General features: G+C 62.3%; 13 protein-coding genes. 3 read left to right on the forward strand and 10 right to left on the reverse strand.

Annotation, left to right across the window (positions count from 1 at the left end):
* Positions 1–269 precede the first annotated feature (269 nt).
* A complete protein-coding gene (gene glgC / locus MRK42_RS07680; RefSeq protein ID WP_354689002.1) occupies positions 270–1,589 on the reverse strand; it encodes a glucose-1-phosphate adenylyltransferase in 1,320 nt (439 codons plus the stop codon).
* Between the two features lie 222 nt (positions 1,590–1,811).
* Complete coding sequence (gene secF, locus MRK42_RS07685; protein ID WP_354689003.1) at positions 1,812–2,726, reverse strand: protein translocase subunit SecF; 915 nt, start codon at positions 2,724–2,726, stop codon at positions 1,812–1,814.
* On the opposite strand from secF, the gene MRK42_RS07690 reads away from it, so the two are divergent.
* Entirely contained in the window at positions 2,704–2,856 is a 153-nt protein-coding gene (locus MRK42_RS07690) for a hypothetical protein (RefSeq protein WP_354689004.1), read from the forward strand. The genes secF and MRK42_RS07690 overlap by 23 nt on opposite strands.
* On the opposite strand, the gene secD is transcribed toward MRK42_RS07690, so the two are convergent.
* The 8 genes from secD to hinT form a co-directional block, all read right to left on the reverse strand.
* Positions 2,846–4,648 (reverse strand): protein translocase subunit SecD, encoded by a 1,803-nt coding sequence (gene secD, locus MRK42_RS07695; RefSeq protein ID WP_354689005.1) that lies wholly within the window; start codon positions 4,646–4,648, stop codon positions 2,846–2,848. The genes MRK42_RS07690 and secD overlap by 11 nt on opposite strands.
* Before the next feature lie 156 nt (positions 4,649–4,804).
* On the reverse strand, positions 4,805–5,224 hold the full coding sequence (locus MRK42_RS07700) for a hypothetical protein (protein WP_201940106.1): 420 nt from the start codon (positions 5,222–5,224) through the stop codon (positions 4,805–4,807).
* A gap of 94 nt (positions 5,225–5,318) precedes the next feature.
* Positions 5,319–6,176: a DUF6279 family lipoprotein gene (locus MRK42_RS07705; protein ID WP_354689006.1), complete on the reverse strand. Its 858-nt coding sequence runs from the start codon at positions 6,174–6,176 to the stop codon at positions 5,319–5,321.
* Between the two features lie 3 nt (positions 6,177–6,179).
* A complete protein-coding gene (locus MRK42_RS07710; protein WP_354689047.1) occupies positions 6,180–6,983 on the reverse strand; it encodes a phosphotransferase in 804 nt (267 codons plus the stop codon).
* A 16-nt stretch (positions 6,984–6,999) separates the two neighbouring features.
* Complete coding sequence (lpoB, locus tag MRK42_RS07715; RefSeq protein ID WP_354689007.1) at positions 7,000–7,596, reverse strand: penicillin-binding protein activator LpoB; 597 nt, start codon at positions 7,594–7,596, stop codon at positions 7,000–7,002.
* Entirely contained in the window at positions 7,596–7,994 is a 399-nt protein-coding gene (locus tag MRK42_RS07720; protein WP_223380319.1) for a YcfL family protein, read from the reverse strand. Before MRK42_RS07720 ends, lpoB begins: the two co-directional genes overlap by 1 nt.
* Before the next feature lie 68 nt (positions 7,995–8,062).
* A complete protein-coding gene (locus MRK42_RS07725) occupies positions 8,063–9,505 on the reverse strand; it encodes a hypothetical protein (protein ID WP_338612450.1) in 1,443 nt (480 codons plus the stop codon).
* Positions 9,505–9,855, reverse strand: a complete 351-nt coding sequence (hinT, locus tag MRK42_RS07730) for a purine nucleoside phosphoramidase (RefSeq protein ID WP_026456433.1) — start codon at positions 9,853–9,855, stop codon at positions 9,505–9,507. The genes MRK42_RS07725 and hinT overlap by 1 nt, the downstream gene beginning before the upstream one ends.
* Positions 9,856–10,103: 248 nt before the next feature.
* Between hinT and MRK42_RS07735 the strand changes: the two genes are divergently transcribed.
* Together MRK42_RS07735 and MRK42_RS07740 are read left to right on the forward strand one after the other, a co-directional pair.
* A complete protein-coding gene (locus MRK42_RS07735) occupies positions 10,104–12,116 on the forward strand; it encodes a methyl-accepting chemotaxis protein (RefSeq protein WP_338612100.1) in 2,013 nt (670 codons plus the stop codon).
* 147 nt (positions 12,117–12,263) lie between these two features.
* On the forward strand, positions 12,264–12,896 hold the full coding sequence (locus MRK42_RS07740) for a LysE family translocator (protein ID WP_201940097.1): 633 nt from the start codon (positions 12,264–12,266) through the stop codon (positions 12,894–12,896).
* The last annotated feature ends 56 nt before the right edge of the window (positions 12,897–12,952 follow it).

A 12,952-nucleotide genomic window follows, 5' to 3' on the forward strand; every position in this document is an offset into this window, starting at 1 on the left:
TATTTAATTACACTGTCCACTTCTTGTTACGGATTGCTGCCCACCATAGCAAGGAATGGCAAACAAGCAAGTGAAAAGCGCGCTTTTACGCTACAAAAGTATCTAAGTAAAAATCAGATAGCGTTAAATGGAATGAAAAAGAGAGATTAAAGGTAGGTGGAATATGATTTTGTAAACTTATAATTACAATTGGTGCTCCGACCTGATTGTCAGGCAGAGAAACGGGGGGCGAAGGCCCCCCGTCACAAACCAGATCTGTTAAGCCCTGCTTATACCGTCACAGTCACCTTGGTGGCGCCAGCGACCCGCTGGCTGCGTGCCAGCGCGTCCAGCATCTCCTTGGTCACCAGCACAATCCCTTGCGGCGAGCGATAGAAGCGGCGGGCGTCTTCATCGGCATTTTCACCGATCACCATGCCTTGCGGCAGCTTGCACCCCTTGTCGACCACCACCCGGCGCAAACGGCAACCCGAGCCAATCTCCACACCCGGGAAGATCACCGCCTGATCCAGGGTGCAGAAGGAGTCGACCCGCACATTGGTGAACAGCACCGAACTCACGATAAAGGAGCCGCTGACGATGGTGCCGCCGGCAAACATGGAGTTGATGGCCATGCCGTGCTGGCCGTTTCTGTCCTGTACGAACTTGGCGGGAGGCGTCATGTTCTGGCTGGTCCAGATGGGCCACTCCTGATCGTAGATATCCAGCTCGGGAGTGACGGAGGCGAGATCCATGTTGGCTTCCCAGAAGGAATCCAGGGTGCCCACGTCGCGCCAGTAGGGACGTTTTTGCGGACAGCAACCGACGCAGGACATGCCAAACGGGTGGGCATAGGCGGTGCCCTCCTCAACGACCCGCGGGATCACGTCCATGCCGAAGTCGTGGTGGGAGTGTTCGTTGGCGATGTCCTCTTCCAGCAGTTGGTAGAGATAGACGGCGTCGAAGATATAGATCCCCATGGACGCCAGCGCCGTGTCGGGCTTGTCCGGCATGGCTGGCGGGTTGAGGGGTTTTTCCACGAAGGCGTTGATCTTGCGATCCTCATCGATGGCCATTACCCCGAAGGCGCTGGCTTCGCTGCGGGGCACCTCGATGCAGGCCACCGTGACCTTTGCACCCTGATTGACGTGATCGAGCAGCATGGCGGCGTAATCCATCTTGTAGATGTGATCCCCGGCCAGCACCACCACATATTTGGGGGCGTGATCACGGATGATGTCCAGATTCTGGTAGACCGCATCCGCGGTGCCGCGATACCAGTGCACCTCGTCCACCCGTTGCTGGGCGGGCAGCAGATCGATGAATTCATTCATCTGGTAGCGTAAAAAGGACCAGCCGGATTGCAGGTGGCGCAACAGGCTGTGGGACTTGTACTGGGTCACCACGCCAACCCGGCGAATGCCGGAGTTGATGCAGTTGGACAACACGAAATCGATGATGCGGAATTTGCCGCCAAAATGGACTGCCGGTTTTGCCCGGTTATCGGTCAACTGCTTGAGGCGACTGCCCCGCCCTCCTGCGAGCACCAACGCCATGGTCTCGTTCAGCAACTGTCTGGATCTTGCAGTATTGGCAGGTTGTAACAACATCTTCTATCCCTTTGTGGCTAACCTATCCTGATAATGCCTCTTTTGAGGCCCAATGAAAGTGCTTTCAATCACAGAACATTCGTCGTGACGATTATTAAGTAACTTTGTTGTCAGTAATGTGATGTGCCGAGGGGGTAATCAGACTTTCGAGAGTCAGAGGGGATGGCAAAGGGAAGGGGGAAAGAAGGATGGCCCCTGCCAGCGGTGGCAGGGGCGCCAGGGTTATGCCTCCTGAGGCAGAGGCTCCGCCTGTTTCTGATACGCCTGGGGTGTCAGTCCCAGCAGCTCCTGCACCGTCGATGCAACCGTGATGGAAGACACCGTCCCCACCAGGATGCCGACAAACAGGATGAAGGAGAAGCCGTAGAGGGCATCCCCCCCGAACAGCAGCAGGGCGCCCACGGTGAAGAGGGTGGTGCCCGAGGTGATCATGGTGCGGCTGAAGGTGGCCTTGATGGCGACATCGGAACACTCATGAATGTTCATCCTGGTGCGGGAGCTCAGCAGATCCCGTAGCCGATCCGAGATGACGATGCTGTCGTTCAGCGAATAACCGATCACCGCCATCAGGCCCGCGATCACATTGAGATCAAACTCGATGTTGCACAGCGCCAGCAGCCCAAGCGCGACGATGGCATCGTGCACCACCGAGAGCAGGATGCCGATGGCCTGACGCCACTCGAAGCGAAACGCCAGATAGGCCGACATGGCCACCGAGGCTACCAGCACCGCCAGCATCCCCTGCTGGAATAGCTCGGCCCCCACCTGCGGGCCAACGATGGTGGTGCGCAAGAGCTCGACCGGCATGCCGAGTTGTTCCCCCAGCAGGGCGGCGAGCTCGGGGGCGGCCCAGGGCAGCTCGTGGGGCGGCAGCTTGATGAGCCATTCCCCCGGCACGCCCGCTGAGCTCAGTTCCAGCGCGCCGGCCAGCGGGGAGGTCAGCATGGCGTTGAGCTCATGGGCCTCTTTCAGGGTCTGGATGTGAAACTCCAGCAGGATCCCACCGGTAAAATCGAGCCCAAGGGTGAGGCCGTTCAGCAGCAGGATGGCGATGCTGGCCAGGGTCAGCAGGATGGAGGCCCACAGACCGATGTAGCGCCAACGGGTCAGGCCCATGGCAACAATCATTCTCAACATGTTGTTTCTCCTGGCCACCGAAGTGGCCTTGCTCGCGCAGGTGGACCTGCGCGAGATAAAAAGGGTGGCCGGCCTTGGTGCCGGCTGGTTGCGAAGCTACCTGAGAGGGTGCTGGCCCATCACACCCTGAGGGTGCGCTCGCGGCTGCGTCCCCACAGGGGATTGATGATGGCGCGGGTGCCCCAGATCCCGGTGATCATGCTGGAGACGAGCCCCAGGATGAGGGTGATGGAGAAGCCCTGCAGCGGTCCGGAGCCGATGGAGTAGAGCACCACGGCGCAGATCAGGGTGGTGATGTTGGCATCGAAAATGGTGCGAAAAGCCGAGCGATAGCCGAAATCGATGGCATTGGCGAGGCTGCCGCCTTCACGCAGCCTATCCCTGATCCGCTCGAAGATGAGCACATGGGTATCCACCGCCATGCCCACGGTCAGCACCAGGCCGGCGATTCCCGGCAGGGTCAGCACGGCGCCCGGCAGCACCGCCAGCATGCCGACCTGCATCAACAGGTTGCCGATCAGCGCCGTGATGGCCACCCAACCAAACTTGCGATACCAGGCCATCATGAACAGCATCATGCCCGCCATGCCAAAAGCCAGGGCGGTGAAGCCCGCCTCGATGTTCTGCATGCCGAGGGTCGGCCCTATGCTGCGCTCTTCGAGGATCTTGAGCGGCGCGGTGAGGGCGCCGGCCCGCAGCAGCATGGCCAGCTCTTGTGCCTCGGGCATGCTGGCAAGGCCTGTTATGCGGAACTGGTTGCCAAGGGCCGTCTGGATGGTGGCGACGTTGATCACCTCGCTGTGGGCTCTCAGGTGCCCCTGGGCATTGGTCTTGTACTCGGTGAAGACGGTGGCCATCGCCTTGCCCACGTGCTGGCGACTGAACTGGTTCATCTTGCTGCCCCCCAGGGTGTCGAGCACGATATTGACCTGGGGTTGACCCATCTCCCCCATGCTGGCGCGGGCGTCGACGATATGCTCGCCGGTCAGCACCGGCTTGCGTGCCATGGGGATGGCCTGCCCGTGGCGATCGGACATATAGAAGTGGCTGTCTGCCTTGGTCTCGTAGAAAGCCAGGGAGGCGGTGGCCCCGATCACCTCTTTGGCCTGCTTGGGATTGTGCACCCCGGGCAGCTCGATGCGGATGCCCTCCTGCCCCTGGCGCTGGACCGAGGCCTCGACGATGCCGAGCTCGTTGATCCGTTTTTTCAGGATCGACAGGTTCTGGGTCACGGCGTTGTTGACCAGCAGGGTGCGCTCGGCCTCGCTCAACACCAGGCGCAGCTCGTTGCCGCTGCGGGTGAGTTGCCACTGTCCTTGCAGGGTACCGGCACTCTCCTTGACGATGGTGAGCCAGGGGGCCTGCTCGGCCGCCTCCGGCAGGGTCACGATCACGGTGCCCTGCTCGCTCCGCATCACGTTGGCACCGCGCAGATGAGCATCACGAAAGCGGCTGCGCAGGGAGTCCACCAGATTGTTGGTCTGGGCGTCGATGACGAAATTGACGTCGACCCCGATCAGCAGCTGGGAGCCACCGCGCAAGTCCAGCCCGAGCTTGATGGGGGTGGCGCCGAGCCGGCTGATCCAGCCGGGGGCGTTGGAGTGAAACTCCAGGGTCAGGGCGGCGCTGTCGACCCCCTGCTGCTCCAGCAACTGCTTGGCTCTTTGCTGTTCTTGCTGGATGGCAAACACCAGCTCGACCTTGTCTTGCTGCTGCACTGTCTTGACCGGCGAGATCCGGTTTTCAACCAGCAGCTGATGTTGACTGACGGTCAAGGCCGCTTGTCCGTGCAGGCCGAGGGAGGGTTGCTCACCGAAGAAGGTGGGCAGGGAGTAAAAGGTAAAGGTGAACAGCATCAGCAGCAGCAGTGCGTACTGCCACCTGCTCATGCGGTTGAGAATGGCGCTGTGATGTTTTCTCATGGCAAATCGCCTCTGTCAGGAGAAGGGGCGCGGGCCGGCCCTTGGGGCAGGCAAGGCGCTAAAAAATAGAGATGCGAACAGGGCGGGATGGCACCTGGGTGCAACCCGTCAAAGGGGAGGAGAAGCGCGAAAAAGAGATGTGCCAACCCCTCGGGGTCAGGCGGTCAGATAGCTCTGGCTGAAGCGATATTGCAGGTGCTGACGCTGCAGGCGGTGCCGGTGAATGGCACCGAAAAAGTCCCGAAAACTCTGTCTGTGATAGAGCAGGATGACAGGCGTCAGCCAGCCGAGCAACAACAGCAGGATGGCCTCGGCAGACCAGCTGTGCACCAGCTCATAGACAAGGGTTCTGGGTTGAGTGTCATTGCGCTGGGATTGCTCGAGGCGCAGCAGATGATTCTGATGGGACGCGACAAACTTGATGATGCCGTCGTCGCTGTCGCTCGCCTGGGAGAGGGTATGGGTTTGCGTCGCCGCGGGCAGCCGTGGCCCTTCCACCTGGACGATGGAACAAAGCAGGGTGAAGGAGATGACCAGGGTCATCAGCACCAGTTTGACTTTGTCGATGGGACGCAAACGATCAATTCCAGAGAAACGAGAGGGGCAAGCTATCACAGGAGGCGGGATTGGACAAGCCGGCACAGACCTGCCGTGCCGGCTTGGAAGTGAGTCAACTGCCGGTCATCTGCGAAAAATCCCGGGCATACCCCTTGAGCAGGCTGTAGAGGTGGGCCCGTTGCGAGATGTCCAGTGACTGGCTCATGGCGCTCAGCCACTTGATGGTACGTTGGCGCGACTGCTCGGTGTAGCCGGTGAAGCGGCCATCCATCAGGCCATCCCCCTGAGCCAGCAGATCGGTCAGCTCCCGGGTAAAATCCGGGCTCTGGCGCTGCTTCATCAACCGATCCAGCTCCAGGGTCCAGGAGGTCTGAAACTCGATCCAGGGGGGCATCAGCTCGTACTGCCACTCGGCCCACTGGGCCACCAGCGGTGCCTGGGCCGGTTTGACCTCGCCAATCCAGAACGTGAGCCGCTTGTTCATCTTGTCGCGAAACTCCGCCAGCATCTGCTCCTTCGGCTGATCGGCAAACTCCTGCTGCCGCTCCCGCTGGCGCTTGACTCTGTCTTGCATGAAGCGGGTCACCTGCTCGTCGGTCAGGGTGCGAGCGAGGCGCACCGCCCGGGGGATGGTGTTCTCCAGGGTGCGGGTCAGGCTCCCCTGCACCGCATCGAGATTGGTCTCGATTTGTGCCGGGGTCATGGGGCTGGCCACCGCTTTTGCCAGCACATCGAGATCCCGGGCATAGCGGGGCAGCTCGTGTTGCCGGTGCCAGGCCATCAACCCCTTCACCTCGCGGCTGAGCAGGCTCTTTTGCGAGGAGGAGAGGGCGAAATAGTCATCCAGCTGCCAGATGATGGCGGTGTCGAGCCAGTAGTAGATGATCCGGGTGGAGCAGCCCACCAGCATCAGCGTCAGCAGCAACAGACCCCAGGTTTTCGGTTGGTACCAGCGTACCTTGTTTGTCATCGGTTACTCCAGTCGTTGCCGATTGAGATCAATCAGCCCGTGATAATCCGGATGGTCTTGCTGTTCGGCCATCAGCAGTGCCCACAGGAGGGCGATGTAATCGACCCAGGGCAGGAACGCTTCGCCGTGAAAGGAAAACCGTCGTTCCCGGGGCAGGGCGCGCAGATAGTGCTCCTCCAGCGCCTCCCGCTCCTGTGGCTGCCAGCCGTGGGTGCGCTGGATGCTGGCGACCTCGAAGCCCGGATGGCCCGCCGCCCCATACTCCCAGTCGATGACCCAGGGCCTTGCTCCCAACAAGTTAGCCGGATTGAGATCATGGTGGCAAGGCAGCCAGCAATCGTCAGGCTCCCGGCTGGCGAGCAGGGCGCGCTCCAGCGCCGGCAGCCAGGACGGGATCCGCGCTAGTCTGGCGCGATAGCCGGCCGCATGGGCCCGTACCGCCATCACCATGGAGGGCAGGGGAAGGCGGTGCAGGGTGCGCAGGGTATCGGCCAGGCGCCTCGGCTGCTCGGCCCGCGGCGGCGGGGCGTCGGCCCAGTTCGGCTCGTCACACCAGTCGAGCAGCATCAGGCCGGTGGCGGGATCGCTGTGATGGCAGGGCAGGGCGATCCCCTCGGCCATGGCCCCCCGATAGAGCTGCCACTCGGTGGCCCGGTCGATGCCAAGACGCACCGGGTCCGGGTGCCCCTGGCGCAGAAAGTAACTGCGCCCCGAGGGGAGGCGCAGTCGGTAGTTGCAGTTGGTCAGGCCCGCCCCGAGCGGCGTCAGCTCTGCCTCGGCCCAGGGGGCGGGCAGGCGGCGCCGCAGGGCTGCCAGGTGCGGATCACCAGCCAAAGGTGGACTTCTTCGCCTGTTTGCGGATCTCCTTCTGATCGGCCCACAGCAGCTCGCCGCTTTGCAGATCCAGCAGGTTCATGGTCATCTGGTAGTAGACGTCCTTCACCTTGCCGTTGTCCTTGACGATGCTGGCGAGGTTGCCATAGACCATGTAGCGGGCACCGGTCTGCTGGCCGATACGCACCATGGTGGCGGGATCCACCATGCCGCTGCTCTGCTGATATTCGAGCTGCTGCTTGATGGCAGCCACCTTGCTCATGTCGACGAAGCGGAACTTGCCGGCGCGCAGCAGCTTGGTGCGGATGGTGTCGGTGATGGCCTCGGTATCGATATGCTCGGAGGTCTTGTTGCGGATGGAATCCATGTACATCACAGGGCGCCCCCCCGCAGTGATCTCGCTGGTGGCGGGTGAGGCCAGCAGGGAATCCGCCATCTTGTCGGCGATGGCCTGCAGATCGGCGGAGCCATAATCGACAGTGACCGTCTCGGTTTCGGTCGGATCGCCATAGCTGACGGTGGTGCTGGAGCAGCCGCCCAGGAGCAGAGCGCCGGTCAATATCAGCAGGGCATGATTCATTTTCATCAGTAGGATTCCTCAATCACTTCGCGTACATAGAGTCGGTAGCCTCGGGCGGCCGGACTCGGCGCCAGGGCGGACAGGGTGCGGCTCTGATAGCCGTGCAGCTTGAGCGGGGTCCAGCCGCGGCCATCGCTGGCCACCTCCTGACCCGCCTCGTCATACCAATAGAAGAGGTATTGCAGACGGTTGTCGCTGCGCTGGGTGCTGGTGGCCGCCACGTTGACTTGCAGCAGGCCGTTTTGCTCGCGCCGGCTCAGCTCGGTCAGGGTGACGTTGACGTTCTGATGCTGCTCCGCCACCGCTGCGGCGCCCGCCGCACCATAGAGCGCAATGCCGGAGGTATTGGTGGCACAGCCTGCCAGCAGCAGCGCGAGCCCCAGGGCCAGTGTGCATCTTTTCATCTTGCTCTCCTTGCCGGCAGGCCGGGGGCCGCGCCGGTGGTTGTTCATGATTTGTCGGCCGAACCTGCTCACAGGGGCATCACCCGGGTGGTCAGTCCCGCGCCGAGGCGCTGCACCCATACCAGGGTGGTGCGTCCGCCGTGAATGGTGAGGGGCAGCTGGCGCGTGGCGCTGCCGGCCCCCAGGACAAGCTGTATTTCACCTGCGGGCAACATGTCCTGCCAGCTGGAGGCCTGGGCGGGCAGAGTGAGCCAGCTGCGGGTATCGGCCCGCTCCGAGAGGGTGTTGAAGATCCCCACCAGCAGGTTGCCCACATCGCCCCCCTCCTTGGCGGCGGTGCGCCGCAGCTGCTCCTTGGTTACCAGACGCAGGGCCTGGCGGGTCAGCATGCCAGGCAATCGTTCCTGCAGATCCTTGGCCGCCAGCGCTTCGAGCCGCACCAGCTCACTGGTCTGCTCGACCCGCTTGCCGAGGGTGACGGTCAGCGGCCCGGTGTCGCTCGTCCGGTTGTCGTAATAGGGTACCGCCACGGTGAAGGTACGAAAATCACCGCCGGAGGTGGAGATGGGCAGCGGCAGGAACAGCTCGCGCCGCGCCGGGATCAGCCCATCTTCAAACAGCACCACCAGCTGGCCCTGTTTTTTGGCAATAGAGGGGGTTAACGGCGGGGCCTTGCGGCCGATCTTCTTCTCGGTCTCGCGGATCTCGTCCGCGGCGCCGCGCAGGCGGGCGAGGCGCAGCAGGGCATCCTGCAGGCTGCGGTTGTCAGGCGCTATCTGGTAGCCGCGCTGATAGTCGACCCAGGCGTCGTTGAGATCCCCGGCCGCCTCGTAGAGCACGCCGGAGAAATAGAAGGTGTAGGCGTTCTGAAAGCCGTTTTTCACCCGGCCGATGAGTCGGTCGAGATCCGGTGCCCGCGATACCAGCTGGCGCATCTCCCCTTCAGTTGCGGTATCAGCCTCGGTCTCTTCGCGCTTCTCTCTGGCCTTGCGAACCTCGTCATCCCGGCGTTTGAGGGCCTGCTCCTGCACCTGGTTGGCGCGGCGCACCTCCACCAGGGCCCCCTCGGCATCCCCCCGTTGCAGGTAACCGAGCGCCAGATAGTGGTGCAGCATGGTGCGCTCGTAATCGGGGGCGCGATAGGCCATCGACTGATCGTTGGTAAGCAGGCTGCCCACCTGAGCCAGACCGTGGCTCAGCCGGTACTCGGCCTGGTTGTCTTCCCAGACGAGCTGGCTGTCGGCGGCGGTAAAGGCCTGCTTGCTCTTGGCATCCTGGCCGGCCAACCAAGCGATGCGCCCCTGCTCGAGCCTGTCCAGCACATAGGTGTCATCTCCCACCGTGGAGTCGCGCACCTCGGGCAGGGCCTCGGCGGCGTGCCCCAGCAGCAGCTGGTTGCGCAGCGGTACCATCTGATCGGAGTAGGAGACGAACATGTCCTGCCAGTGGGAGGCACAGCCTCCCAGCAGGAAGCTGACCAGCAACAGGCCAGCCAGTTGAAGGCGAGGTATCACAGGCTGAGCAGGGGTCCCAGCGGCTGGCCACCGACCAGATGCATGTGGATGTGATAGACCTCCTGCCCGCCGTGGCGGTTGCAGTTCATGATGAGGCGGTAGCCATCCTCGGCGATCCCGGCCTCGCTGGCCAGTTTGCGGGCCACGGTGAACATCCGGCCCAGTGCCAGCTCGTGTTCGGCTTCCACATCGTTGACGGTGGGGATCAGCACGTTGGGGATGATCAGGATATGGGTCTTGGCCTTGGGCTGGATGTCGCGAAACGCGGTCACCAGTTCGTCCTGATAGAGGATGTCAGCGGGGATCTCTTTGCGAATGATTTTGCTGAAAATGGTTTCTTGCGCCATTGCTAACTCCCTTATATGAAAAAGAAAATTGAAACTAAGCCCTGATTGACCCCTGGGTGGGGCAGCGCTGCACGCCAAGTGTGACACAAGCCGACATTTGGCACAGCTGATGTCCCATTCCCTTCAGTTATTGTTAAAAATACCGATAGCCTGAGGGACGTCATGGCACTACCCGGGCGGGTGGCTGCAGGGTATCAAAGGGACGGGGTACTCAGGCAAGGGACTTTTGCATATACAGCGGGACAATAATGAAACAAACCATGTCAGATCTCTCCATCTTGCAGCGAGTCTATCTTGGATTCGCCATTCTGGTGGCCGTGATGGTGGCCAGCTCACTGCTTACTTTTCGCAGCCAAGGGGCCCTTGGGGATGCCCTGGATCAGGTGACCCAGCAGTCGATGCCGCTGGTGATCGCCAGCTCCCAGACCCAGATCAGTTTGCTCAGCGCCAACAAGTGGCTCACCGACGTGCTGACCGAGCAGGACAGCAAGCTGATCCCGGCCGAGGTGGCCGAGTTGCAGCAGGCCAAGGCCCAGGTCAACAAGACCCTGGCCACCCTCAAGCAGCAGGCGGCCAGCCATCCCGAGTTGCAGGAACAGATGGCCGCGCTGGAGCAGCTGGCCGGCGACTATCTGAAACTGACCGACACCCTGCCTGCCGAGCATGAGGCGCTGCTGGCCCGGTTGCACAAGGTCAATCTGGCCAAGGGGCAATTTCAGGTCAGCCTGCCCCAGTTCAAGAAGAACTTGGGGGACATGATGGTCAGCATCGATGACAGCTTCATCAAGATGCTCTCCGAGACCCTGACCACCAAGCTCTCCGCCATCGAGCTCTCCACCATGGATGCGCTCAACCAGAGCATCCCGGCCCCCATCGAGGGGGCGCTCAAGCGCAACAAGATGCAGATCGAGGGGTTCAACAACACCATCAAGGATCTGCAAAATGAGCTGGCGAATTTCGACAATGACATGGGCCACTATGTCCACGGTTTCGTGCGCGACACCACCGGCAGTGATGGGGTGCTCGCCCAGTACCTGACCCTGATGCGCGAGCAGGAGCGGATGCGCAGCCAGAGCAGGCAGGCCAGCGCCCTCATCGTCGAGATCCAGGGCAAGCTGGAGCAGATCACCGCCCAGAGCCAGCAACTGATGAACCGCAGCATCCTGGCCTCCGAGCAGGTGCAGCGCCAGAGCACCCTCACCCAGGGGGCCAGCATAGGGGTCGCCATCCTGATCGCCATCCTGGTGGCCTATACCCTGGGCAAGGCCATTCGCCGTCCCCTCAAGGAGTTGTTGCGGGTGCTCAACGAGGTGACCCGGGGCGACATGACCCAACGCATCGGCTTTCGCAGCAACAACGAATTCGGCCAGCTCGGCAAGCAGGTCAACCTGCTGATCGAACAGATGGGGGAGGTGCTGACCCAGCTCTCCCAGGCCTCGGCCCAGCTCAATGACGCCGCCCACGGCAACCGTCACACCACAGAGTCAGTGCGGGCGGATCTGGAGAAACAGCGCCAGGAGACCGCCTCGGTCGCCGCCGCCATGACCCAGATGGAGGCCTCGGTGCGGGAGGTGGCCCAGGCTGCCAACCAGACCCTTGAGCGGGTGATGGACGTGGAGAAAGCCTCCGAAACCGGTCGCAAGGTGATGGCCGGTAACATCACCACCACCCATCAGCTGGCGGGCAAGTTGCAGCAGACCGGCAAGGTGATCGGCGATGTGAACGCCATGAGCGGCCAGATTGGCAACATCCTCGACGTCATCCGCGGCATTGCCGAGCAGACCAACCTGCTGGCCCTCAACGCCGCCATCGAGGCGGCCCGGGCCGGCGAGCAGGGGCGCGGTTTTGCGGTGGTGGCCGACGAGGTGCGCAGCCTGGCCGGGCGCACCGCCCAGTCCACCAGCGAGATCCAGACCATGATCGAGAACTTGCAGCAGGGGGTCGCCAAGGCGGTGGCCGTGATGCAGGAGTGCTCCCGCGAGATGGACAGCTGCATGGATCAGAGCTCCCACGCCAACAACGCGATGGAGGAGGTGCAGGGCATCGTGGTGCTGATCAGCGACATGTCGAGCCAAATCGCCTCCGCCGCCGAGCAGCAGCAGGCCACCAGCGCAGACATCGCCACCAACCTCAACCGCATCTCGGATATCTCGGATCTCAACTATCAGGGCATAGAGCGGGTTGCCGAGACCAGCCAGCAGCTCGATGCGCTGGCCGAGCAGCAGGAGGAGCTGGTCAAGCGCTTCCGGCTCAGCGCCTGAATCTGGATGTTTTACATGGGGGCCTGCGGGCCCCTTTTTTATCCGGCAGTGCCAAAGGCCGATCCCGGTCACGGAAAGCCGGGTCACCGCGCGCCAGCATAGTCGGATCTGCCGCCTTTAGAGCCACTTGAACGTCAGGACGTAACCATGATCTCCCTAAGCCAGTTGCTGCTGTTTGCCGGTGCCTCCCTCCTGATGGCCCTGACGCCGGGCCCCAACATGCTCTACCTGCTGTCACGCTCCCTCTGCCAGGGGCGCGTGGCGGCCATTATGTCCTGGGGCGGCGTGGTGCTGGGGTTTACCGTGCACATGCTGTGCGCCGCCATCGGCCTCACGGCGCTCTTCATGGCGATCCCCATGGGTTACGAGCTGATCAAGGTGGCCGGTGCACTCTATCTGCTCTGGATCGCCTGGCAGGGGATCAAGCCTGGCTCCCGTTCCCCGTTCGAACCGGCGCCGCTGGTGGCGCACTCCCCGGGCCGGTTGTTTCTGATGGGACTGCTGACCAGCGTGCTCAACCCCAAGGTCGCCATCTTTTATCTGTCGGTGCTGCCCCAGTTCATCTCGCCGGATGCGGGCACGGTACTTGGCCAGAGCCTGCAGCTCGGTACAGTGCAAATTCTTATCAGCGCGGCCGTCAACCTCTCGGTGGCCTTGTCCGCCGCCCGTCTTAGCGGCTGGTTTGCCCGTCATCGCCTCTGGCTGGCGGTGCAGCGCTATTTGATGGCCACAGTACTGGGGCTGCTGGCGGTTCGCCTGCTGGCTCAGGGGCGCAGCTAGGCTGACGGGCAGAAACAGCAAGGCTCCCCGCAGGGAGCCTTATTGATCAGGTTGAG

Source organism: Aeromonas sp. 19NY04SH05-1 (assembly GCF_040581895.1).
Taxonomy (GTDB): domain Bacteria; phylum Pseudomonadota; class Gammaproteobacteria; order Enterobacterales; family Aeromonadaceae; genus Aeromonas; species Aeromonas enteropelogenes.